The organism is Streptomyces sp. NPDC091387 (genome assembly GCF_044756945.1).
GTDB lineage: Bacteria > Actinomycetota > Actinomycetes > Streptomycetales > Streptomycetaceae > Streptomyces.
In genome coordinates this window covers 84,190-107,685 of record NZ_JBIVTZ010000011.1, presented here as the reverse complement: position 1 = coordinate 107,685, position 23,496 = coordinate 84,190, and the positions used below count along the sequence as shown (strand labels likewise).

The 23,496-nt window shown below is 73.5% G+C and carries 19 protein-coding genes; 11 read left to right on the top strand and 8 right to left on the bottom strand.

The features are described 5' to 3' along the window. Window positions 1-100: 100 nt before the first annotated feature. From ACIQM0_RS23310 to ACIQM0_RS23295, 4 genes are all read right to left on the bottom strand, one after another. Window positions 101-1,216 carry a 3-dehydroquinate synthase II gene (locus tag ACIQM0_RS23310; RefSeq protein ID WP_363027864.1) on the bottom strand — a complete coding sequence of 372 codons (1,116 nt, stop codon included), beginning with the start codon at window positions 1,214-1,216 and terminating at the stop codon, window positions 101-103. After that, window positions 1,188-2,153: a 2-amino-3,7-dideoxy-D-threo-hept-6-ulosonate synthase gene (locus ACIQM0_RS23305; protein WP_401289691.1), complete on the bottom strand. Its 966-nt coding sequence runs from the start codon at window positions 2,151-2,153 to the stop codon at window positions 1,188-1,190. The genes ACIQM0_RS23310 and ACIQM0_RS23305 overlap by 29 nt, the downstream gene beginning before the upstream one ends. Then, window positions 2,050-3,831, bottom strand: coding sequence for a class I adenylate-forming enzyme family protein (locus ACIQM0_RS23300; protein WP_401289688.1), 1,782 nt, complete (start codon window positions 3,829-3,831; stop codon window positions 2,050-2,052). Before ACIQM0_RS23300 ends, ACIQM0_RS23305 begins: the two co-directional genes overlap by 104 nt. Window positions 3,832-3,896: 65 nt before the next feature. After that, the gene (locus ACIQM0_RS23295) at window positions 3,897-5,381 is read right to left on the bottom strand and encodes a multicopper oxidase family protein (RefSeq protein ID WP_401289686.1); all 1,485 of its coding nucleotides are present in this window, start codon (window positions 5,379-5,381) and stop codon (window positions 3,897-3,899) included. Window positions 5,382-5,646: 265 nt separating this feature from the next. On the opposite strand from ACIQM0_RS23295, the gene ACIQM0_RS23290 reads away from it, so the two are divergent. The 3 genes from ACIQM0_RS23290 (at window position 5,647) to ACIQM0_RS23280 (ending at window position 7,749) form a co-directional block, all read left to right on the top strand. Further along, window positions 5,647-7,179 carry a SagB family peptide dehydrogenase gene (locus ACIQM0_RS23290; RefSeq protein ID WP_401289684.1) on the top strand — a complete coding sequence of 511 codons (1,533 nt, stop codon included), beginning with the start codon at window positions 5,647-5,649 and terminating at the stop codon, window positions 7,177-7,179. 185 nt (window positions 7,180-7,364) lie between these two features. Then, on the top strand, window positions 7,365-7,532 hold the full coding sequence (locus tag ACIQM0_RS23285) for a thiazolylpeptide-type bacteriocin (RefSeq protein ID WP_207319007.1): 168 nt from the start codon (window positions 7,365-7,367) through the stop codon (window positions 7,530-7,532). A 49-nt stretch (window positions 7,533-7,581) separates the two neighbouring features. Further along, window positions 7,582-7,749: a thiazolylpeptide-type bacteriocin gene (locus ACIQM0_RS23280; RefSeq protein WP_363027874.1), complete on the top strand. Its 168-nt coding sequence runs from the start codon at window positions 7,582-7,584 to the stop codon at window positions 7,747-7,749. A 121-nt stretch (window positions 7,750-7,870) separates the two neighbouring features. Here the strand turns inward: ACIQM0_RS23280 and ACIQM0_RS23275 are convergent, their stop codons facing one another. Further along, on the bottom strand, window positions 7,871-8,461 hold the full coding sequence (locus tag ACIQM0_RS23275) for a hypothetical protein (RefSeq protein ID WP_401289680.1): 591 nt from the start codon (window positions 8,459-8,461) through the stop codon (window positions 7,871-7,873). Between the two features lie 279 nt (window positions 8,462-8,740). Between ACIQM0_RS23275 and ACIQM0_RS23270 the strand changes: the two genes are divergently transcribed. Genes ACIQM0_RS23270 through ACIQM0_RS23245 form a run of 6 tightly spaced genes read left to right on the top strand, consistent with a single transcriptional unit; the run spans window position 8,741 to window position 18,844 of the window. After that, window positions 8,741-9,919 (top strand): hypothetical protein, encoded by a 1,179-nt coding sequence (locus tag ACIQM0_RS23270; protein ID WP_401289678.1) that lies wholly within the window; start codon window positions 8,741-8,743, stop codon window positions 9,917-9,919. Next, on the top strand, window positions 9,916-12,525 hold the full coding sequence (locus ACIQM0_RS23265; protein WP_401289676.1) for a lantibiotic dehydratase: 2,610 nt from the start codon (window positions 9,916-9,918) through the stop codon (window positions 12,523-12,525). The genes ACIQM0_RS23270 and ACIQM0_RS23265 overlap by 4 nt, the downstream gene beginning before the upstream one ends. After that, the gene (locus tag ACIQM0_RS23260) at window positions 12,522-14,393 is read left to right on the top strand and encodes a hypothetical protein (RefSeq protein ID WP_401289674.1); all 1,872 of its coding nucleotides are present in this window, start codon (window positions 12,522-12,524) and stop codon (window positions 14,391-14,393) included. Before ACIQM0_RS23265 ends, ACIQM0_RS23260 begins: the two co-directional genes overlap by 4 nt. Further along, entirely contained in the window at window positions 14,383-16,317 is a 1,935-nt protein-coding gene (locus ACIQM0_RS23255; RefSeq protein ID WP_401289671.1) for a TOMM precursor leader peptide-binding protein, read from the top strand. Before ACIQM0_RS23260 ends, ACIQM0_RS23255 begins: the two co-directional genes overlap by 11 nt. Further along, window positions 16,314-17,861 carry a nitroreductase family protein gene (locus ACIQM0_RS23250; RefSeq protein WP_401289669.1) on the top strand — a complete coding sequence of 516 codons (1,548 nt, stop codon included), beginning with the start codon at window positions 16,314-16,316 and terminating at the stop codon, window positions 17,859-17,861. The genes ACIQM0_RS23255 and ACIQM0_RS23250 overlap by 4 nt, the downstream gene beginning before the upstream one ends. A 35-nt stretch (window positions 17,862-17,896) precedes the next feature. Continuing rightward, window positions 17,897-18,844: a thiopeptide-type bacteriocin biosynthesis protein gene (locus ACIQM0_RS23245; RefSeq protein WP_401289666.1), complete on the top strand. Its 948-nt coding sequence runs from the start codon at window positions 17,897-17,899 to the stop codon at window positions 18,842-18,844. Window positions 18,845-18,960: 116 nt separating this feature from the next. Here ACIQM0_RS23245 and ACIQM0_RS23240 read toward each other — a convergent pair whose 3' ends face one another. The 3 genes from ACIQM0_RS23240 to ACIQM0_RS23230 all read right to left on the bottom strand — a co-directional run bounded on the left by ACIQM0_RS23240 (window position 18,961) and on the right by ACIQM0_RS23230 (window position 21,459). Beyond that, window positions 18,961-19,500 carry a YceI family protein gene (locus ACIQM0_RS23240; RefSeq protein ID WP_401289664.1) on the bottom strand — a complete coding sequence of 180 codons (540 nt, stop codon included), beginning with the start codon at window positions 19,498-19,500 and terminating at the stop codon, window positions 18,961-18,963. Window positions 19,501-19,642: 142 nt separating this feature from the next. Further along, window positions 19,643-20,473, bottom strand: a complete 831-nt coding sequence (locus tag ACIQM0_RS23235; protein WP_363027891.1) for an ABC transporter permease — start codon at window positions 20,471-20,473, stop codon at window positions 19,643-19,645. Further along, window positions 20,470-21,459, bottom strand: coding sequence for an ABC transporter ATP-binding protein (locus ACIQM0_RS23230; protein ID WP_401289661.1), 990 nt, complete (start codon window positions 21,457-21,459; stop codon window positions 20,470-20,472). Before ACIQM0_RS23230 ends, ACIQM0_RS23235 begins: the two co-directional genes overlap by 4 nt. 254 nt (window positions 21,460-21,713) lie before the next feature. Here ACIQM0_RS23230 and ACIQM0_RS23225 point away from each other — a divergent pair, with 254 nt between their 5' ends. Both ACIQM0_RS23225 and ACIQM0_RS23220 read left to right on the top strand, forming a co-directional pair. Further along, a complete protein-coding gene (locus tag ACIQM0_RS23225; RefSeq protein ID WP_401289658.1) occupies window positions 21,714-22,961 on the top strand; it encodes an FAD-dependent monooxygenase in 1,248 nt (415 codons plus the stop codon). A 35-nt stretch (window positions 22,962-22,996) separates the two neighbouring features. Continuing rightward, window positions 22,997-23,488 carry a hypothetical protein gene (locus tag ACIQM0_RS23220; protein ID WP_401289655.1) on the top strand — a complete coding sequence of 164 codons (492 nt, stop codon included), beginning with the start codon at window positions 22,997-22,999 and terminating at the stop codon, window positions 23,486-23,488. Window positions 23,489-23,496 lie beyond the last annotated feature (8 nt).

Here is a 23,496-nt window from a genome sequence, read left to right as displayed (position 1 = left end):
GGCCCCGGCACAAGAGGTGCCGGGGCGTGGCGAGGTGATGCGGATCGTGCGCGTGGTGCTTTTGGTGTTAGTGGTGCTTCGCGGACGGGTCCGCGCCGGACTACTTCTCCAGGCAGAACTCGTCGATCGGGTAGCCGACATGGCGGTCCGCCGTCGGCAGGTGGCCGAGGATCGTGTCGCCCGGCTTCAGCTCGGTGGAGTTGAGGACCGCGGCGCCCGGACCCAGGACCCGCACGTGCCAGTCGTCCTGGAGGATCAGGTTGACCGGCTGGCCGCCCGGGGCCACCGCGTCGATGGAGATGAGCGGCCGGGTCTCTATCTTCACCCGGCCGACGCTGACCGGACGGGTCCGGCCCTTGACGTCGACGGCCAGGACCGTGCTGCCGGAGTGCAGTTCACTCAGGTAGTTGGTGCGGCCGTTCTCCGAGACGGTGTACGAGTGCAGGGCGCCGGCGTTGACCCGGAACGGGCGGGTCGGCATGTACGGCAGCGGGTGGGTCTCGCTGACGCACAGGACCATGCCCTTGGAGTGGCTGCCGACGAGGATGCCCTCGTCCTTGCGGAAGTGCGTCGTCGTGTCGACGCAGGCCCGCTCGCCCATGCCGATGTGGGTGGCCTTGACGACGGTCAGCTCCACCAGCCCGATCTCACCGCTGCGGGAGGTGGCCGCGGTGCGCAGGGCGGTGGCGTTGCCGACGGTGTCGGCCCGCATCAGCACCCCGTCCGAGCCGAGTTCGAGCACGCCGTAGATGATCTCGGCCTCCTCGGTGTTGGACGCGGTCGTGATGATCGAGCCGGGTGCGCCGGTCGCCGCCGCGATCACGATCTCCAGCGGGATCTTGGTCGGGTCGCGGAAGTCGAGGATGCTCCACGGCTCCAGCCGGGCCGCCAGGCAGGCGTCCTCCAGGGTGTCGGCGTCCACGATCTCGACGTACCGGCCGAACTCCACACCGGGGTGCGCGGCCATCAGTTCCGCCCTGGCGTCCCGGCCGCCGGGCACGATGACCACGTCGGTGGCGCCGAGGTCGGCGGGGACGGCGTCGAGGCCGTCCTGGAAGAGCAGGATCTTGCGCACGGTGGGCGGCAGGCCGTTGAAGACGGCCGGGTCGGCGGCGACGATGCCGTCGATCCGCTGGTGCATCGCCTCTTCGAGTACGGCGGCGGTGGCGTTGCCGGTTCCGCGAACGTCAAGCCAGCACAGTTTTGCGTCCGTCATGATGCGGACCTCCTGTCAGATCGGAAAGGCGGTGGGTGTTCTCGTCGTAGGGCGCCTGCGCTCCGGGATGGTCCGGGGCGTGGTCGGGTGTCAGCCGCTCGTCCGGCCGGTCGGCGGCCAGGTACGGGTACGCGGCCGGGTCCGGGCCGAAGTGGTGTTCGGGGAAGTGGTGGACGAGCCGGGCGACCTTCGCGGCGAGCCGCTGCGGGTTCTCGGCCTGGAAGATGTTGCGGCCCATCGCCACCCCGCCCGCGCCGCCGGCCAGGGCGTCGCGCACGTACCGCAGTACGTCCTCCTCCGTGGGCAGCGCGGGGCCGCCCGCGACCAGGACCGGCACCGGGCAGGCCGCGGTCAGGTCGAGCATCTCCGCGGTGGAGCCGAGGAAGACGGTCTTGACCAGGTCCGCGCCCAGATCGGACGCCACGGTGACGGCGTGCGCGACCATGTCCGGGTCGCGCGGGTTGGTGATGCGCGGGCCGCGCGGGTACACCATGGCGAGCAGCGGCAGGTTCCAGCGGTCGCAGGCATCGGCGATCCGCCCGAGGTCGCCGATCTGCTGCCGTTCGTCGTCGGAGCCGAGGTTGACGTGGACGCTGACCGCGTCCGCGCCGAGCCGCAGCGCCTCCTCGACCTCGGTCACCACGTACTTGGCGTTCGGGTCGAGTGCCTGGTTGGTGGACGCGTTGAGATGGATGATCAGCGACATCGCGGCGAACCGCTCCGGGCTGATGTGGCGCACGCTGCCCTTGTGCACGACGACCGCGTCGCTGCCGCCGGCGGCCAGCCGGCCGGCGAGCTGGTCGAGCGTCGTGCCCTTGGGCACCACGGGTCCCTCACTGATCGAGTGGTCGAGAGGGGTGATCATCAGGCCGGCCGTGCTGTGGCGGTAGAGCCGCCGCAGTCGCAGTGACCTGGCGAAGTGGCCGTATGCGGTCATGGAGCGCCCTTTCTGTTGCGCGTACCGGTACGCCGGCAGGCGGCGTGGCCGGGCCCGGTGGGCCCGTACCGCGCGTGTCCGCGTCCTCGCCGGGTGACGGGAGGGGAGCGGCGCGCGCGGGTCCTGGGGGGTGGGCCCGCACCGGTGCGGTCACGCTGCGCAGATGGGCGCGGTCCGGTTTCCCGGCGGGCGTGAGCGGCAGTTCGGGCCAGACGGAGACGCTGACCGGGGTGTGTTCCGGGGTGAGCGTCGCCGCCACGTAGTCACGCAGGTCGCAGGAGGTGTGCCCGGCGCCCGAGTGGAGTTCGACGGCCGCGTGCACCTGCTCGACGAGGTCGGCGTCGCGGACCCCGAAGACGGCGGCCTGCCGTACCTGGGGGTGCGCCGTCAGCGCGTCCTCTATCGCGGCGGGGTCCAGCTTGAGCCCGCCGTGCTTGATGACGTCGCCGACCCGGCCGTCCAGGCGCAGATAGCCGTAGGTGTCCCGGTGCCCGAGGTCCCCGGTGCGCAGCCAGCCGTCCCGGAGCGTCCTGGCGGTCAGCTCCGGATCGTCCAGGTAGCCGGCGGAGACCGTGGCCGAGCTGACCCAGATCTCGCCGCTCTGCCCGCGTCCCAGGGCCACCGTGCCGCCGGGTGCCCGGATCTCGACGCGTACCCAGGGGAAGGGCCGGCCGACCGAGCCGAGGAGCTCCGGTTCGCGGTGGTCCAGCGGGTTGAGGCTGGAGATGCCGCCGGCCTCCGTCGTGCCGTACACCTGGATCAGCACGTCACCGAAGAGCCGGACCGCCTGCCGCACCCGCTCGGGTGCGGCGGGGGTGCCGCTGTAGGTGATGCGCCGCAGGGACGACAGGTCGCAGGACGACACCAGCGGGTGGTCGAGCAGCCGGTACAGATGCGGCACGGCGAGGTACACGTCGGTCACCCGCAGCCGGTCGAAGGCGTGGAGGGTGGCGTCGGCGTCGAACTCGTCGTGCAGCACCACCGTTCCGCCGCCGGACAGTACGGCGTCGGCCATCGGCGCGGTGGTGTGGCTGATCGGGGTGACCGAGAGCAGCGTCGCCGGTCCCCGGGGATCGAGGCCGTCCGCGAGCCGCGCGACGAGCTGTTCGCGGGTTCCGTAGCGCTGGGCGACCATCTTCGGCCGGCCGGTGGAGCCGCTGGTGAAGTCGACGACGGCGATGTCGTCCGGGCGGGGCGCCAGCAGGTCCGGCAGCCGCGCCGGCCCGGTCGTCCGGCGGGCGATCGGCAGCACGGTGAGGCCGGGCAGCCGCCGGGCCAGCCACCGGCCGCGGGCGGCGCTCTCCTCGTCCCGGTCGTCCACCAGCAGCAGTGCCACGCCGAGTTCGCTCAGCAGCCGGGTCTGGGTGGCCAGTGAGAACGTCTGGGCGTCGGTCCGCGGGTTCATCGAGCGTACGTAGACGGAGGTGGCCCCCAGCAGGTTCACCGCGTACCGGGCGCTGAGCATCAGCGGGTGGTTCGGTCCGGTCAGGGTGGCGACGGTGGACCCGGGACCGATGCCCCGGGACTTCAGCAGGGCGGTGGTCCCGAGCACGGACGCGTAAAGCTCACCCGCTGCGACCGTCGAGCCGTGCCGGTGCAGGACCGTACGGGCGGGGTCCCGTCCCAGCGCGGCGAGTATCCGGCGCGCGTACGGAGGCGGAACGGTTCGGGTGGTCATGATCCTCCTTTCCTTCAAAGGGAGTTGGGGATGAGAGCGCTAGACGGGAAGAGGAAGGGGCCGGTTCAGGCGATCTTCATCTGGCCCATCATTCCCATGGCGCTGTGGTCGATCATGTGGCAGTGATAGGGATATACGCCCCGGTGCGAATTGAAGGTCAGCTGGAGTTTCGCGACCTGTCCGGGAAAGAGCAGAACGGTGTCCTTGAGACCGGCCTCCGCCGGATAGGGCGCCGCGCCGTCGCGTTCGAGAATGCGGAACTGCACCAGGTGCGTATGGAAGTTGTGCGGAATGGTCTCGCTCTTGTTCACCACCGTCCACACCTCGGTGGTGCCCCACGTGATGTTGGTGTCGATGCGGTTCGCGTCGAAGGTCTTTCCGTTGATGTACGCCTGGTGATTTCCGGTGCCCGGCTCGTCCATGTTCAGTTCGAAGGTGCGCTCGACGGTCGGTGCCGGCAGGGCCGGCAGCGTGGCGAGGGCGGCGGGCACCCGGCTGCTGTCGGCGGTCTTCTCACCCACGTCGAACCGCATGACCTGGCCGACCAGTTCGGTCGGGCCGGGGCCGAGCATGTTGGACAGGGTGAGCTGGGTGCCGGGGGCGTACTGGGCGAAGTCGACGACGAAGTCGATGCGCTCGCCGGGGGAGAGCACCATGACGGGTGTCTCCGCGGGGGCCGCGAGCAGTCCGCCGTCCGAGCCGATCTGCTGCACCGGGTGCTGGTCGGTCGTGCCGTCGGTGAGCGCCAGTACGAAGATGCGCAGGTTGCACGAGTTGACCAGGCGGAAGCGGTACTTGCGGCCCTCGACCCTCAGATACGGCCACGGCCTGCCGTTGACCAGGATCGTCGTGCGGTTGTCCGCGTCGTCCATCGTGTAGACCATGGCGGCGTTCTCGTCGAACGCCGCGTCCCGCAGGACGAGCGGGATGTCGTAGGCGCCCGAGGGCAGACCGAGCGCGTCCTCGTTGCTGTCGCCGATCAGATACGCCCCGGACAGGCCCCGGTAGACGTGCTCGGACTCCAGGTGGTGCGCGTGGTCGTGCGTCCACAGGGTGGCGCCGGGCTGCTTGTTCTCGTACACGTACGTCCGCGAGCGCCCCGGGGCGATGGTGTCCATCATGCCGCCGTCCTGGGCCACCGGGTTGTTGCCGCCGTGCAGGTGGACCGAGGTGGGGGTGTCCAGGGCGTTCACCTGCTGGACGACCGCGGCGCGGCCCGAGCGGGCGCGGATGGTGGGTCCGGGGAACGATCCGTTGTAGGTGAGGACGTCGGTGCGGGTGCCCGGCAGGATCTCGGTGCTCGCCCTGCGCATCGTCACGCGGTAGTAGTCGGCCGCCTTGGTGCTGCGGTACGGGGCCAGCACCGGCGGCACCGTCAGCGGCACCGTGAACTGCTCGACGGCGCCCGCCGCCGCGGTGCGGCCGGTGGACTCCGCGGCCTGGGCCGACTGGCCGCCGGCGAGCAGCTGGAACGTTCCGCCCGCAGCGCCGACCGCGCCGACGGCACCGGTGGTCAGACCGAGACGTATTGCATGACGACGAGTGAGCACGAGATTTTCCCTACCTGTGGTGAGTGCACCGGATGCGGTGCGGTGAGCCGAATGCGTTTTTCGAGCATGGGCCGCGGCCGCCGGATGTCCGAGCGAAAGGCGGGCGCCCCTGTCATGTGTCACGCGAACCGTGACCTCGGTCATCCACGGAAATGCTGAGTGTCATGTGGTGCGCTCAGAAGGGGAGTTGAGGGTGTACGGGACCGCAGAGTGGTTCTCTGCGCGCTGCGCAGTACCGCGAAGTTCCGTAGACCGGAGGCCCCGGATGATCCCCGTATCCACGACGAGACCCGCGAGGACGCACGCCCGCGTCCTGCGGGCCGACGTCCGTGTCGCCCTGGACGGCGCCACGGACACCGTGACCCTGCACGGCCCCGTCAGCTCCCTGGTGCTGCGGCCGGTGCGCGGGGCGCTGCGCACCGTGCTCGACCGGCTCGGCGGGGAGCCGCTGCCCGGCGAGGAACTGTACGAGGGGTTCACCCCGGCCGAGCGGGTCCGGGCCGCCGCTCTCGTGGAGCGGGCCTCGCAGATGCTCGCGCACAGCGTGCTCAGCCGCGACGGGGCGCCGCCGCGGCGGGAGCTGATGCGGCTGGAGCAGACGTCCCGGGACGCCGGGTACGAGCCGGCCCCGGTGGACACCGGCGCCCCGGTGCGGCTGTCCCGGTTCGCGTTCTGCCGCTCGCGCGACGGCGTACTGGTGCTGGAGTCGCCGCTCGTGAAGTTCCGTGCGGTGCTCGCCGACCGGGGGGCGCGCGAGCTCACGGCCGCCCTGGGGCAGCCGGTGGCGGCGGGCCTGGCCGGTGAGGGAACCGGTCTCGGGCCCGAGGAGAGCCTCGACGTGCTCGCCCATCTGACCGGGGCCGGCTTCGTCGAGGCCGCCGGGCCCGACGGGACGTTCGCCTCCGACACCGAACCGAAGCTGCGGCAGTGGGACTTCCACGACCTGCTGTTCCACTCGCGGGTGCGCTCGGGCCGCTACGACGGTGTCTTCGGCGCGGTCTACCCCTACCAGGGGGAGATCGAGCCGCGGCCCGCCGTGAAGCCCGTGCCGGCCGGGGAGACGGTCGATCTGTACCGGCCGCCGCGCCGGGACATCGACGCCCGGGACCCCTCGCTGACCGCCGCGATCGAGACGAGGCGCTCGCACCGTACGTACGGGGAACGGGAGTTGACCGCCAAGGAGCTCGGCGAGTTCCTGTACCGGGTGCAGCGCGTCCGGGTGCACCACACCCCGGACGGGCCCGGCGCCGAGGAGGTGATCTCCCGCCCCTACCCGAGCGGCGGCTCGCTCTACGAGCTGGAGCTGTACGTCACCGTGCTGCGCTGCGCGGGGCTCTCACCGGGCATCTACCACTACGACTCCTACGGACACCGCCTCGCGCTCGTCAACGACGCCGAGGTGGAACGCAGATCACTGCTGAACGTGGCGTCCCGCTCCGTCGGCTTCGACGTGCGCCCCGATGTGCTCATCACGGTGACCTCGCGCTTCCAGCGGATGGCGTGGAAGTACCGGGCCATGGCATACGCGACGACGCTGCGGCACACCGGTGTGCTCTACCAGACGATGTATCTGGTGGCCACGGCGATGGGCCTGGCCCCCTGCGGCCTGGGCAACGGGGACGCCGACATGTCCGCCCGGGTCCTGGGCCTGGACTACCTGGAGGAGTCCTCCGTGGGGGATTTCCTGCTCGGAACGCCCGGTCCGGACCCGGCGATCGCCGGCGACCCCGGTCCGGAATGGCACATGGTGAACAGTCCCGAATGGTCGCTGCCGGGCGAAGCGTCATTCGCCCCGTGATAAATGTCAGCGCGGCGCCGGAAAGTCTGGTGCGGAGGTGGCGGTCCGAGCAATATGGATATCGAAGCCGGACGGGAAAGCGAAAGACGCCGAATGGCTTCACATTCGCAGAACTGTTGTTCCGGGACTGAATTCAGGGAATCCGAATCCAGGTGAATCCCGGAACCAATCGAAGGGAACGCACCATGGCTGCCAACGACATCAAGAACGACGACACCGCGTTCGACGGCTTCGACGCGGACGAGCTGGAGACCCTTGAGGTCGCCCAGGGCGTGGCGCTGCCGGAGATGGGTGCCTCCAGCGGCTCGATCGGCACCTCGTCCTCCTCGTCCAGCACCTGCTCCGCCTGCTGACCCACCCCACCGACATCCGGACCGTCAGGTCCTCGAAAGGAACACAGACATGAGCATCAACGACGTCAAGAACGACGACGCCGCGTTCGACGGCTTCGACGCGGACGAGCTGGAGACCCTTGAGGTCGCCCAGGGCGTGGCGCTGCCGGAGATGGGCGCTTCCAGCGGTTCGATCGGGACCTCGTCGTCCTCGTCGAGCACCTGCTCCGCCTGCTGAATGCCGCTCGGCCGTAACGGCTGAACCGCACACAGAAGGATGCGCCCGCGCCCGGCCCACCGGCCGGCCGGGCACATCCTTGTGTGCGCAGGCGGGGAGAACGAGGCCTCCCGCCGGTGACTCAGCCCTTCACGGCCACGTGGTACGCGGACACCCACAGCACCACCGCGGAGGCCAGGCCCACCACGGCCCGCACGCCCTCGGCCGACAGGCCGGCCCCGATGAGCACGAACCCGACGACGGCGACGACGCTCAGCGCGACCGCCGTCCCCTTGTACTGCCACTGGTCGTAATAGCGCGCGAGCGGGAAGAAGTGCACGCCCACGACCAGCGCGATGGCGGCCGGGATGAACTCCGGGTGGTCCGAGGCGTTGGACGCCGCGATCACCGCGAAGACGGCGGCCACCTCGACGACGTTCACGATGCCGACGGCGCGCGCCCAGTTCTCCGGCAGGCTCACCATGCGGGGCGAGGGAGCGGCGCCCTTGCGGTAGGCGAGCACGATCGCCACCGCGGTGAGCGGCACGGCGACGATCTCGACGGCCAGGGCCGCGCCCGAGGACGCCAGCCCGGACGCGCCGGCGAAGGCCCAGATCACGGCGAACACCGACAGGACGAGGGTGCCCCTGCGGCGCAGGTTCCGGGTGAGCGCGACGCACTCGGCATCCGTGGCCGAAGGTGTGGAGGGCGTCGATGGCGTAGTGGGGGTCATTGGCGGAGAATACAACGATCATCCCGTCGGTTTGGCTGTTTTCGGCCGGCCCGCCCGGTTCGGGCCGGTGGCATCCCGAGGTGATGACATCTGTCACGGCCGGCCGAAGCGGAATCGCTGTTTCCGTGATTCCCGGAGCGGTGTCACGACAACGGTGACGTATGTAAGCGCCGGCCCTCCCGCTCTTCCCCAGGAAATTCACTTGGCCAATAGTGAAGCCACCAGTGAAGCCAATAGTGAATTCGCGTTCTCGATTTCATCCCGGAAGGTGCGAAAGACATGGGGTTTGACGCTCCGGAGCGCAGTGCCGTGAGGCCGGACTCCGCCGGCCTGACGGGGGTGCGCCTCCACACACGGATGCCGGTGACACCGGCCTGGATCGCCCGGCACGTCGTGCCGGCCGCCCGCTCCCTCGGTGAACAGGGCGCCCCCGGCGTCCAGTTGAGGCGCGGCTGGCTGCACGGCCCGCACTTCGACGTACTGGCCCTGGACGCCCCTGGGGCGCCCGGCGGCGCCGTCGACTGGCAGTCGGTCGCGGCCCGGCTGGACGCCGGACCGCTCGACGCGGCCCGCGCCCTGACCGACGAGGTATATCTCGACCAGGCGAGGGAGTTCGGCCGGCTGGAGGCGGTGCAGCCGCCCTATCTGCCGCTGCGCGCCCACGGTTCGGTGGAGATCATCGCCCCGGACGACCCCGCCCTGCGTTCCCGCGAACCGCGGCTGGACGCCCTGCGCCACGTCGTCGGCGGCGCGCTGGCCAGGCCCGTGCTCCGGATGATCGAGTCAATGGCCGCCGAACCGCGCAGCGGCACCCGGCGGCTGGCCGAGGCGTTCGCCGCCCTGGTCGACACACACTTCCTCGGACCGTCGTACGGGGTGTTCTCGCCCCGCTCCCACGTCGAGGCCTTCCTCGCCTGGGCGGCACCGACCAAGGACATGCGCCCGGTGTTCAAGGAGCGCCTCGCCGGGGACGCGGCCATGCTGCGCACGGTCGTGGAGGAGCGGCTCAGCGGTGAGGCGTCCCCGGCCGCCGCCGAATGGCGCACCGCGTTCGCCTACTCCTCCGGCGCGCTGGAGAGCGCGGTCGCGGCCGGCACCCTCACCCTCGACCTCCTCGACTCGGTCACCGACGGGGTGGACCGCAGCGAGATGGGCCCGCCCGGAGCCACCACCGTCGTCCCGCGGGGCGAGCAGCCCGACACCGAGTTCCACCGCGCCGTGCACGGCTCGGGCGCCATCAGCTCCCCGTCGCCGTTCTTCGCGGCCTACCGGCTGCTGACGAACCTCTTCTACCAGCAGCTGCCGCTGCTCACCGTGTCACCGATGCAGCGCTACTACATGTGCTTCGCGCTCGCCGAGACCGTGGACGAGGTGCTGGGCGTCAGCTGGCAGGACCGCCTGGGTGCCGTCACCGGCCCGGCCGCCGCCACCCCCGAACCGACGGGAGCCCCGAGATGACCAGCCCCGAACCCCAGTGGTTCCTCCGCGTCAACCCGCTGCGCCGGGCCCGCCTGGGCGACCCGGGACAGCGCACCCTGCTGGCCCGGCTCGCCCTGGCGGAGACGGAGCTCGCCGCGGCGGCGGACGCCTGCTCGCAGGAGCTGTACGAGAGCATCGGCACGGCCGGGTCCGACGACGAGCGCCGGGCCCTGATCGCCCTGCGCCGCTCCATCCACAACGGCCGCGCACCCAAGAAGACCCCCGAGGACCCCACCCCCGCGGTGGCGCACTGGCTGGCCGCGTACCAGGGGCGGGAGCGGCTCCGTACCGCCGTCGCCGACGGCTACCCGGACGCCGCAGAGCGCGAACGCGTCCTGCTGGCCGAGCTGTTGGGCAACGACGACCTGTTGCGCTCGCTGGCGCTGCTGGCGCCGGAGGTGCACCAGGAGGCCGAGCGCTACCGGGCCGCCGTCGCGGGCCCCGGCAAGCTGTCCGCCCGCACCCGCAAGTCCGAGCGCGGCCTCATCCAGTACGTCACCCGGGCCATGGTCCGTACGAGCCCGCTCTCCCGCTTCACCGCGGTGGGCATCGCCGAACCCGTCCCCGCCACCGACCCGGACGCCGTGCACCCCGGGGACGTCCCCTTCACCGGGGCGCGGGCCGTGCCCGGCCTGGACCGGGTCATGCTCGGCTACGTACTCGGCGGACTGCCCACCGCCCACGCCACGGACCTCACCGAGCTGTGGCTCGGGGTGCCGCCGACCTCCGCACCGGACCCGGCCGCCGGGAAGCTGTTCTTCCTCAAGCTCACCGACCAGGGGATGCAGCGCTTCGCCGTACCGCTGGACGGGCCCGCCGGCGACCTGCTCGACGCGCTCTCCATGGGGCCGCGCCGCTTCCCCGCCGTCGTCGCCAACGTCGCGGCGCGGGCGGGTGTCCCGGAGGCCGAGGCCGACCGCCGGGTGCGCCGCGCCCTGCACCAGGGCGTCCTGTGCACGTTCAACGAGGCGGAGGACGGCGCCGCCGACTACGAGGACCTCCTCACCCCCGAACTCCCCGACACCGAACACACCCCCGGTCTCCGGGAACTGGCCGGGGCCATCCGCACGGGAATGCCCCGGGTGGTCGAGGCCCCGGCCGCGGAGCGCGGCGCCGCACTGGCCGAACTGCGCACCACACTGGGCCGGTTCAGCCAGGCCGCGGGCCGCCCGGCGCAGATCACGGTCGAGGAGGACTACGTCATGCCGCCCCTCAAGGTGGCGACGTCCCACTGGCGGACCCCCCTCAACGACCTCGGCCCCGCCGTCGAACTGCTCTCCGTCTTCGACTGGCTGCACGACGTCCGGGTGCTGATGACCGCCGCGTTCACCGAACGCTTCGGCGCCGGAGCCAACGTCCCGCTCGCCGAGCACGCCGCGTTCGTCGTCGGCGAGGTCTCCCGCCGGGCCGCCGCGATGGACGCCGTCTACGGCCCCCGGGGCACCGGCGACGCCTCCGCGCTGACCGGGATCGGGCCCGCCGACGGGTGCCTGGAGCGCATGTTCCGGTTGCGCCGGGAGCTCTCCGAGGAGATCCACACCCGGCTCACCAAGACCGCCGACGCGGGCGAGGACACCCTCGCCCTCACCGCGGCCGACGTCACCGACCTGACCCGGTCGCTGCCCGACCGCTTCCGCCAGGACCCGCTGATCTACGGGGTGCTGCTCCAGGAGGCCGGCGACCGGCTCGTCCTCAACGACGGACTGCCCGGCCACGGCATGCTGTACGCCCGCTTCCTGGACGCCGACCGGCGCCTCGGCGGCGAGGCCCTGCCCCGGCTCGCCGCGCACCTGGGGCGCTTCTACGGCCACGACGGCGCACGCGTCACCGAGGACCTGGGCCTGCACCGGCTCAACGTCAACGCGCACGCCCCGATCCTGCCCGGCGGCCTCACCCCGGAGGACTGGTTCGGCCTCCGGCTGGCGCACGACCCGGCCACCGACACCCTGCGCGTCGAGGACGCGGACGGCGCCCCGCTGCGCGTACTGCCCCTGGGCACCGGCCACCCCGGCCTCTTCCCGCCCCCGCTGTCGGTCGCCTCCGGCCTCGCGATCAGCGGCCGGCTCTTCAACAGCTTCCCGAACTCCTGGCACGCGTCGCTCCCCTGGGACGGCGAGGAGACCCGCGTCGCTCCGCGGATGAGCGTCGGCGACGTCCTCATCGGCCGCCGCCGCTGGTACGGCGGCGCCGAGCTGGAGACGGCGGTCGCCACCGGCCAGGACGGCCCCGAGCGGCTGCTCGCCCTCACCGCGTGGCGGGCCAGGCACGGAGTCCCCGAGGAGGTCGTCATCAAGTCGGCCCCCGAGGATGAGGGCCCGCTCTCGGTGGGCGCCCCGGACGTCCAGTCCAAGCGCCTCCAGCAGAAGCCCCAGTACGTGGACCTGGCCAGCGCGCTGGCCGTCCGGGTGCTGCCCCGGATGCTGGAGCGCCGCGGCGACGGCCCGACCGGCGGCTACCTGGAGGAGGCGCTGCCCGGCGTCACGGACGGCACCCACGCCACCGAGTGGGTCGTCGAGGTCGGGCGCACGGCAGGCGGCACCTTCACCTACGACCCGGTGAACCACGCGGAAGGAGCGCGGTCGTGACGATCACCACCACGGCCCCGGCGGCCGTCGAGGAGGCGGCCTCCGGCGTACTGAGGGCGCGGCCCGGACTCCACTGCGCACCGGTCCCCGGCGGCGTCTACTTCAGCGGGACGCGCGGACAGTTCGTGCTGCGCGGCTCGGACGTCCTGTACGCCGTCGCCGAGGGCTGCCTGCCCCTCCTGGAGACGGGCACGACCCTGGACGCCCTGGTCACCGCGATCGGCACCGAGCGGGCCCGCCCCGCCGTGGTCCACATCGTGGGCCGCCTCCGGGCGAACGGACTGCTCCTGGACAGCACGGCGTTCACCGCCCCGGAGCCCCCGGCCCCGGTGCGTGCCCGGTACGCCGACTCCCTGGCCCGCCTGGAGTCCCGCCTCGACGACCCGTACGCGGCGTTCGCCCGGCTGCACGGGGCGGACGTCGAGCTGCGGGGCCCGGGGACGGCGACCGCCCCGGCGGAACGCGGGCTGCGGCGCGCCGGAGTGCGCCACGTGACGGCCGGCGAGGCCCCGAACACTTCCGTCGGCGACCCGGCGGCGCACCACAGGCACGACCCAACCCCCGCCGGCGACCCGGCGGTGCGCGGTACGGATGATCCGATTCCCGTCGGCGGCCCGGCGGTGCGTGAGGCGTACGACCTGATCCCCGCCGGCGACCCGGCGGCACGGACGTCCCCCTCCACCCGGACCGCCATCCGCTTCCTCACCGGGGACGGGACCTGGCACGGGCCGACCGGCGCGTTCGACGTGCCCGTGCTGCTCGGCCCCGGTCTCACCCTCGTCGGTCCCGTCGGGGCGACGCCCGCCACCTGGGCGGCGTTCCGGGACCGCGCCCTGTCCTGGGCGGCGGCCGAAGGCACCGGTCCCGCACCGGGACCCGTCGCCCACGCCCTCGCGGGGGCCCTCGCCGCCCAGCTCCTGGCCGACACCCTCACGGGTGTCGCGGAGCCCGGCGAGGCCCACGTCGTGCACGGCGACGACCTGACGGCCGACCGCGTCACCGTCACGGGCGCTCCCGTGACCGAAGCGGCGGCGGTCACGCTGGACGGGGCCCCCGTCCGGCCGTTCCCCGAGCCGGCGGCGGCCCTCGCCTCCGGCGGCGGACTCGCCACCCGCTGGACCGGGCTGTTCGCCTCGGCCGAGGGCGAGGACCTGCCGCAGATGCCGCTCGCCCTGCGCACGGCCGAACACCGCGCGGCCCCGCGGACCGGCGGCTCCGTCACCGCGTGGGCGGCCCACCAGGAGACGGCCACCCTGGCCGCCGCCCTCGCCGCCCTCCGCGACCGGCCGGGAGGTGCGGCAGCCGGACTCACCGAGGAGCACTGGCTCCTGGACGGCGCGCTGCGCCAACTCGCGGGTGCGACAACAGAGTTCATCGAGGAGGACGCCACTTCCCGTTCCGCCGTCCCGCATCCGCTCACCGCGGAGAGCGAGCGCGTCCTGACCGAACTCCGGTCGGACGGCGACCGGTTCACTCCCGCCGTCGCCGTGGCGCCGAGCCCGGAGACCGGCTGGTACCTGGCCCGGGTCACGGCCGGCGGCGACCGGCTCGGCGCGGGCTGGGGCCCGACGCCCGCCGAGGCGGCGCACGCGGCCCTGTGCACGGCGCTCGCCGCCGCCCAGGCACGCGCCACCGGTGGCGGGACCGTCGACCCGCTCTCCACCGACGCCCTCCTCACCGCCGACGACGCCACCCGCGCCGCACTCCGCGCCCGGCTCACCGCACCCGCCCCGGACCGCACCCGCACCTCCTACCGCGGCCGCGCCTCGCGGACCGACCCGGTGCTCGGCGTCATCCCCTTCTGGTACGGCCCCGTGGAGGCCGTCGCCCGTACCGCGCAGGAGCAGGAGACCCACGATGCCGACTGACACGATCGCGCCCGCCGCCGTGGCGGCGGGCCCCGCCCTGGCCCCGTCGGCGCACGGCGACTGGCTGCCCGCACTCGGCCGGCTGGCCGCCGCCACCGGCGCCACCGTCTCGGCCAACACCGGCTGGGACCTCGACTGGGAGCGGGCGCAGGTCACCCGCGCCGGGGCGGACCCGCTCCGCACCCCGCACCTCTCCGTCCGCGTCCACGAGGACGAGGTCATGATCGGCCCGCTGTGGGTCCCCGGCACCGACGCGGGCTGCGCCGCCTGCGCCGAGGTCCGTGAGCGGACGGTCCTCGATCACCCGCTCGTCGCGGACCTCACCCGGCCCGCCGCGACCCCCGCCGCCCCCGCCGCCGTGCTCCCCGGCCTCCTCGGCATCGCCGTCGACCACCTGGCGGCCCGGCCGCTCGCCCCGGGCGAGGCGTACTCGGTGACCGTCCACGGCACCCGCCGCCACCGCATCGCCCGCAGCTTCCACTGCCCGGCCTGCGGACCGTCCGGCCAGGACCTCACCGCCGGCGCCGAACCGCCCGCCCACCGCACCCTCGTCCCCCGCCCCGCCGTCCCCGGCGACTCCACCCGCACCGCCGCCAGCCGCCTCGTCGAGCCCGGAGTGCTGCGCGCCCGGCTGCTCGACGAGCGCTTCGGGCCGGTCCGCGGCATCCTGCGCGAGTCCCACACCCCGTTCGCGATGAGCATGGCCGTCGTCGCGGACGCCCCGGCGATGGGCCACGGCCGGGCCCGCACCTTCGCCGAGACCGAACCCGTCGCCGTCCTGGAGGCGTACGAACGCCTCGGCGGCTACCCGTACGACATCCCGCTGCTCACCGGGCGCTCCTACCGCGCGGTGGCCGAGCACGCCGTCGATCCCGGCACACTGGGCCGCTACACCGCGGAACAGCTCGCCCACCCCACCAGCCGGGCCACCCCGTTCACCGCGGACACCCCGATGGACTGGGCCTGGGGCCACGACCTCGCCGACGGCCGGCCGCTGCTCGTCCCGGCCGACCACGCCTTCTACCAGTACGAGTACGCCTACCGCAGGGACCGCCGCGCGGCCCGGGTCGCGGGCGCCGCCCGGCGCCGGCACTACTTCTTCGACTGCTCCAGCGGCTGCGCGGTCGGCGCCAACCACGAAGAGGCCGCGCTGCACTCGCTGTTCGAGCTGGCCGAGCGCGACGCGTTCCTCACCTCGTGGTTCCGCGCCGCACCGCTCCCGCACATCCCGGTCGCCGGCCTCACCGACCCGACCAGCCGGGCCATGGTCGAGCTGATCCGCTCGCGCGGCTTCGACGTCCATGTCCTGGTCGCCACCCGCGACATCGGCCTTCCGGTGGTCTGGGTGATCGCCGTCAACGAGAAGAACCCCTTCCCCGCGACGTTCTCCTCGGCCGGCTCGGGCGCCGACCCGGCCGCCGCGATCCGCGGTGCGCTGCGCGAAGTCGCCCAGCTGGTGACCAACCCGGTCGACTGGACCCGCGAGGACGTCGAGCCGATGGTCGAGAACCCCTGGCTGGTCGAGGAGCTGGCGGACCACGTGCGGTTCTCCTCGCTGCCCGAGACCCGTGACCGCGCCCTGTCCGGGCTCGGCGGCCCGGCCGTCACCACGGCGGAGGCCTTCCCCGACTGGCCGGGGAGGCTGGACCGGGCGGCCGGCGGCGATGTGCGCGGCACGCTGGAGTACGTCGGCGGGCTGTTCGCCGACGCGGGCCTGGACCGGATCGTCATCGTCGACCAGACCAGCCGCGAGCACGCGGACGCGGGCATCTCCGTGGCCCGCGCCGTCGTCCCCGGCATCCTCCCGATGTGCTTCGGCCACGCCCAGCAGCGCCTGGACGGACTGCCCCGGCTCCGGGCCGCCCTGAGCGGCACGGACCAGGAACACCGGGCGATCCCCTACGACCCCCACCCGTTCCCGTGACGGCGCGGGTGACGGCCCCCGCGACGGCCGCCGGCCGGCGGGACCCGGCCCGCTCGCCCGTGCGGCTCCCCGGCGACGCGGACGACAACAGCATCGCCCGCGAACCCCTGTGGCACGCGTACGGGGCGGGCGCGGACCACCCCGAACCGCCCCCGTGGACCTGGGCCGAGACGCCCCCGCCCGACAGCCACGTCCGGCCCCGGCCACCACGCGGCGCCGGACACCGCACCGCGCTCCCGCCGGGCGCCACGGCGCACCTCTCCTCGTATCCGTACCCCGCCACCCGGCACCCCCGCCCGGCGGACGGCGCCACCGCGCTCGCCCACGCGCTGACCACCGCCTTTGCGCCACTGCGCCGCGAACCGGAGAACCCGTACAACGAGCACCGCCCCTACGCCTCGCCCCGCTGCCTCTTCCCCGTGCACGCCTTCGTGGACGGGGGCGCGGCCGACGCGCCCTGGCGGCTGCTGGAACCCACCCGGCACGCCCTCACCGGTATCCCCGACCTCGCACCGCCCACCCGGATCGCCCTCACCGGCCGCTACACGGCCGTCCCCGCCGCCTACCAGTGGTTCCGGGGATCCCTGGTCGCGATCGAACTCGGCATGGTGCTGAGGGCGTTGACGCTCGGCCTCGAACTCTTCGACGTACCGGCCGCGCTCACCCTGCCCGGAGCCGACAGCGAGACCCTGCTGCGGGAACTGGACCCGGGGAACACCTGGGAGTGGTCGCTGCCCTGGCGACTGGACCTCACGGAACGGCCCGCCGCCCGCGCCGCACGGCCCGCCCCGGAACCCCCCGTTCCCGACGGAGACCCGGCCCTGACGGACGTCGTGCACGTCAACAGGCGGCAGCGGTACGCCAGTACGGCCGCCCGCCTCACCACCGCCGTGCCCGCCGGCCTGCCCGCGTCGGCCGCGGCCCCCGACTGGGCGGAGCTCCTCTGGCAGCGCCACTCCGGCCGGATGCCGCGCGGTCTGCACGGCATGGATACGGCCGCCCGCCACCCCGCCCTCCCGGCCGACGTGCTCCGTACCGCACTGGCCTGGCTCGCCGTACCCCCGCCGCACCCGGCGCTCGCCGCCGCGTTCGACGCGGTACGGGTGAGCGCGGTCGTGCAGCACGTCGAGGGGTACGAGGACGGTGTGTACCGGGCCCGTGGCGCGGCCGCCGAGCTGCTCCGCGCCGATCCGTCCGCGCCCGCCGCGCTGGAGGAGCACTACGGCTACGGCGTCTCCCCGGTCAACGGCTGCGGGGTGGCGAACGCCCCCGTCACCGTCTTCTTCTCCGTCCGCCCCCGCGAACTGTTCGCCCGCTTCGGGCCCGCCGGCTGGGGCGCGGCGCAGCACGCCTGCGGCTGGGCCGTCCACGGCCTGTGCCTGTCCGCCGCCGCGTCGGGGCTCTTCGCCCGGCCGGTGCGGGCGTTCAAGGAGATCCCCACCCAGCGGGTCATCGGCCTGGACGACGACGAGACGATCGTCCTGTCCGCGGTGGTGGGGGTTCCGCGCACCACGGGAGGCGCCCTGCTCGACCTCCGTACGTGACCGTGCCCCGACCCGCCCACCATCCGGAGCCCCACATGCCCGCTCAGCCCGAAACCGGCGCACCCACGCAGTGGAGCGCCTGGCACCTGCACCTGCCCACCGCCGCCCGCTCGGCGCACGACCGGGTGCTGACCGACGTCATCGGCCCCACGGTCCGTGAACTCCCGCCCGGGACACCGTGGTTCTTCATCCGCTACTGGCAGTCCGGCCCGCATCTGCGGCTGCGCGTCGGGAACCTGACCCCGGACGCGCACGCCGCGACGGAGGCCGCGCTGCGCACCCGCCACACCCTGGCCCGCCGGCTCGCCCCCGGGGAGGAGCCGCTCGCGGAGGAGGAGTACCTGGACGGGGCCGCCCGGCTGGCCGCGGCGGGGGAGACCGGACCGAACACCGCCGTGCGGACCCTGCTCGCGCCCGGCGTCCACCACGCGGTGTACGAGCCCGAGTTCGAGCGGTACGGCGGCCCCGCGCACATGCCGGCCGCCGAGGAGCTGTTCCGGCTCTCCAGCGAACTCGTCCTGCGCCTGACGCCCGCCGTGACGACCGGGGCCCGGCGCTCGCAGCTCGCCCTGCGCGGCACACTGTCCGCCGCCGTCGCCCTCGGCGGCCCGGCGGAGCGCGCCTTCTACTACGCCCGCGGACTGGGCGCCTGGCGCTCCTGGGCGAAGGACGCCGGACACCCGGAAGCCCTCCTGGACCGCATCACGCACGTGGACCAGGACCCTGCCGCGGTACGCGTCGACCCCGGGGCGCACGGCCCGTTCACCGCCTGGCACGAGGCGCTGGCCGGCCACGCGGCCGACCTTCGCCGCACGTCACCGGTGCACCCCGGGATGATCCTGTTCTCGCACGCCCACATGCTCCACAACCGGCTCGGCCTGAGCCTCCTGGAGGAGCTGCGCACCTACGCGTGGCTCTCCCACGCGTTCCCCCTCCCCGCGGACGCCCCCGATCCGCTCAAGAGCGCGGTACCCGCGGGCTGACCCCCCGCCCGCGGGTACCGGACAACGAAGGTCCGGCCGGATTCCCCCTCCGGCCGGACCTTTTCGCGTGCCGCACCCTGTGCCGCGGCCCGCACGACCCGCGGGCCCCCGCCCCGCTACGGGGTACGGACGAACACCGCGCGCACCCGCAGGGCGAGCCGGGGTCCGACCATCGCGCGCATGGCGCCGACCCCGCACGCGTGCCGGTCGACCTCGGCCGCGGCCCGCACCACGACCCGGTCCCCGGCGGCCGCCACCTCGTCCACGGCGAAGTCCAGCGGGACCTCCCGCTCCTTGACGGTGAGGACCCCGGAGAGCACCGACGGGGTCCCCTGTACGACGCGTTCACCGGTGTACCGCAGGACGGGGAAGCGGCCGGCGTCCAGGAACCCCGGGCCGCGCACCTTCCCGTCGCGCTGCGGGTTGCCGGTGTCGAAGCCGGCCACGCCGACCGTGGCGTCGAGGCGGGTGAGCGAGCCGTCCGTGTCGATTCCGGCGTGCCCGGACCGCACCGGGACCGAGCCCGTGACGGGAAGGAAGAGGAGGTGCCGGCCGGTGAACTCCACGGTGGACTGAGCCGGATCGAGCGTCCAGTCACCCGCCAGGGCGGCGAGATCGGCGGCGGCGGAGACGGTCACGTCGTTGCTGGAGGACATGAGAGGAATTCCCTTCGGTTGCGGTGTACGTCGTCGGCTCGCGGACGACGTCGGATACGCCGAGGGGGCCTCACCTGAAGGTGGAGGCCCCTCACGACGGAAGGCGCGGCACAGGAGCACGCCGGGCCGTTGAGCTTCCGGGCTACTCCGGCCGGGGGTCCCAGCGGAAGCTGCGTACGGAGATCAGCGCACCGATGACACCCCAGGCGGCGAGCACCGCGAGTTCCTTCCACTGGAAGCTCGCGTCCTGCGCGAAGGGCGCCAGCATGGCGTCGTTGAACGGCTTCACCGGGAGCAGCCCGGCGATCGTGTTCAGCACTCCGGAGTGGATCGGGAAGTAGCTGCCGGAGATGAACACCAGCGGGAACTGGATGAACTGCACCACGGCGGGCGCGGCCTCGGAGTTGCGGATCAGCGAGGCGACGCCGACGCCCAGGGCGCAGAAGCTGGCCGCGCCGAGGACCAGGGTGACGCCGACGGCCGCCCAGTGGGTGGGCAGCGACACGTCGTACAGCGTGCCGATCCCGATGACGAGGGCCACGTCGATGACGCTCACCACGATGCAGTGGACGAGCAGCCCGGCGAAGTACACCCAGGCGGGCAGCGGGGTGGCGTGCAGCCGCTTGAGGACGCCGGTCTGCCTCCGCATGGCCAGGACGATCGCCAACTGGCCGTAGCAGGCGCCGAGTACGGACACGGCGGCGATGGTCGGCGTGTAGTACTGCATGCCGCTCATGCCGAAGAAGAACTCTTCGCTGCCGCCCCCGCTGAACACCGCGCCGAAGATCGCGATGATGACGATGGGCAGCACGAACGTGAACACCATCGACTGCGGGTTGCGCCAGAACGACAGCTGCTCGTACCGGATCTGGTGGACGAGCATCGCGACCGAGCCGCGCCGCTCCGGCCGCTGCCGCGGGGCGCGCGGCTCGCGGGTGACCGACTCGGTGGTGGGGGGAAGGGTGCTGGTCATCGACGGCTCCGTCCGGGTCGGCGTCCCCGGCGTTCCGGGGACTTCGTGCGGCCCCGGTCGGCGGACGGGGACGAGGCATCCTGCTGCGCGTACGAACTGGTCAGACCGAGATAGACGTCTTCCAGCGTGGGCTGCTCGACGGTCAGCCGCTCCAGCGGCGTGCCCCGGTCGAGGGCCCAGGAGGTGAGCCGGTGCAGGGCGGCGGTCGGCTCCTCGGCCTCCGCGGTGACGAGACCGTCCTCCGCGTCGGTGACGGCGATCGGCACATCGGCTATCGCGGCGCCCCTGGGCAGCGCGAACCGGATGCGGGCGAGTGCGCTGTCCCGGCCGCCGAGCGTGTCCGGGGTGCCCTCGGCGACGATCTTCCCGCCCGCGATGACGGCGACGGAGTCGGCGAGCTCCTGCGCCTCGTCCATGTAGTGGGTGGTCAGCAGGATGGTCGTGCCGGCGTCCCGCAGGTTCCGTACGACGTCCCAGGCGCCGCGCCGGGCGTTGGGGTCGAATCCGGTGGTCGGCTCGTCCAGGAACAGCAGCTGGGGGTCACCGACGACGCCGAGGGCGAGGTCGAGCCGCCGCTTCTGCCCGCCGGACAGGTCCTTGACCTTCGCGTCACGCTTCTCGCCGAGCCCCACCAGGTCGATGACCTCGTCGGTGCCGCGCGGCGCCGGGTAGTAGCCGGCGTTACGGGCGACGGACTCGCGCACGGTCAGGTACGGCTCGATGGCGATGTCCTGGAGCACGAGCCCGATCTGCCCGCGCAGCCACCGCGCGTCCGCCTTCGTGCCCGGATCCCGTCCGAGCACCCTGACGCTGCCGCCGTCCCGTTCCCGGAACCCTTCGAGGATCTCCATCGTGGTCGTCTTGCCCGCGCCGTTCGGTCCGAGGAGCGCGAAGATCTCGCCCTCCTCGACACTGAAGTCGACGCCGCTCACGGCCTCGTGGTCGCCGTATTTCTTGAGCAGGCCCTCAACGGCCACGGCGGTCACCGTCGCCGCTCCGTGCGTCGTTCTCGCGTCATGGGTGCCTCCTGGATCGGAATGCCTGACCGGCTCTGTGTCCCTGGAAGCTAGGGCCGTTCAGCGGGGCGGCGGCAGCCGCGCAGCCGTCTCGATGACGTCCGTCACGCAACCGGCGACAGTTGTCAGGGCACCGGGTGACAGACGTTGCCGGGCGGCGGAGCGGTGCACATGCTCAGGGTGCGACCGATGGCATTGCTCAGACGCGGAAGGTGGTCCCAGACGTGCGGTTCGGGAAAGACAAGGATGCGGAGACGCCTCGGATTACCGTCGTCGGGGCGGGAATCGGCGGTCTGGCCCTGGCGGGCGCGCTCGCCGCGAACGACCTGCCGTACGTGATCCACGAGCAGACCCGGCAGCTCGCCGAGGTCGGCGCGGGCGTCCAGCTCTCGCCCAACGCGATCCGCCCGCTGCTGCGCCTCGGCCTCGGCCCGGCGCTGCGCGAGCACGCGGTACGCATCGGGGCGATGGAGGTACGCGGCTGGAGCGGCAGGCCCATCGCCCGTACCCCGCTGGGCGACGCGTGCGAGCGGATGTTCGCCGCTCCGTACCTGACCGTCCACCGGGCGCATCTGCACGAGGCCCTGCTCTCGCTCGTCGACCGCGACCGCCTCGGCCTGGGGCAGCGGCTGACCTCCGCCGCACCGGCCGGCGAGGGACCGGACGACGACGCCGTGCGCCTCACCTTCGCGGACGGCACCGAGTCCACCGCCGACGTGGTGGTCGGCGCGGACGGCATCCACTCCACGGTCCGCGAGACGTTCCTGCGCGACGAGCCGGTCTTCTCCGGCCTGGGCATCTACCGCGGCCTCGTCCCGGTGGACGCGCTCCCGGCCGGTGCGGAGAAGCCCCTGGTCCGCCTCTGGCTCGGCCCCGGCGGGCACTTCGTCTGCTACCCGGTCGCCTCCGGCGCGTACCTGAGCTACGCGGCCACCGTCCCGGTCACCGCGGACGCCCCGCCGCGCGAGTCCTGGTCCCGGCCCGGCGACCCGGAGGCGCTGCGCGCGGCGTTCGGCCACTGGACGGGGCTCGTCTCCCACATCGTCGACGCCGTGGAGTCCACCCACCAGTGGGCCCTGCACGACCGGCCGCCGCTGCGCACCTGGTCCACCGGCCGCATCACGCTGCTCGGGGACGCCGCACACCCCATGCTCCCGTTCATGGCCCAGGGCGCGAACCAGGCGATCGAGGACGCGATGGACCTGGCGTCCTGCCTCACCGGCTCCGCGCCTCACGACATCCCCGGCCGGCTGGCCCGCTACGAGTCCCTCCGGGTGCCCCGCACCGCCGAGATCCAGCGCGGCTCCCGGGGCAACGCGGGCGTCCTGCACCTCCCGGACGGCCCGGCGCAGCGCCGCCGCGACGCCCACATGGCCGTGCACGCGGCCCTCAAGGACCGCACGCTCCTGTACGCCCACGAGACGGGCCGCAGCGTGCTGCCCGCCCGCGAACCGCAGGCCCAGCCGGCCTGATCGGGCGCCGCGCCCGGCGGCGTAGCGTGGGAGCCGTGAACGCGAATCCCGAGGTACTGGCCGTACTCGACGACCTGCTCGCCGCCGCGGCCCCCGGCGCCCGCGGTGCGCTCTGGCAACTGGACCGGCAAGGGCGGGAGTTGGACGCCAACCTGGTGCGTCTTCCGGCGGGCGCGGAGGTCGGCGAGCACCAGGAGGACGTACTCGACGTCCTCCTGGTCGTCCTCGCGGGCGGCGGCCGCCTCACCCCGGCCGGTGGCGGCACGCCCCTGGAGCTGACCCCGACGACGGTCACCTGGCTGCCCCGCACCTCCCGGCGCGCGGTGACCGCGGGTCCGGACGGCCTCGCCTATCTCACGGTCCACCGCCGCCGTCCGGGCCTCACCATCAAGCCGGCGGTGTCCGCGCGGGAGGGCGGCGAGGCGCCGTGCTCGCTGGACCTGGTGTGCCCGGAGTGCGGCCGGATGTCCCGGGAGCCGGCGCCGAAGTACTGCGCCGAGTGCGGGGAGCGGTTCCCGGAGCGCTGAGCGTCCGG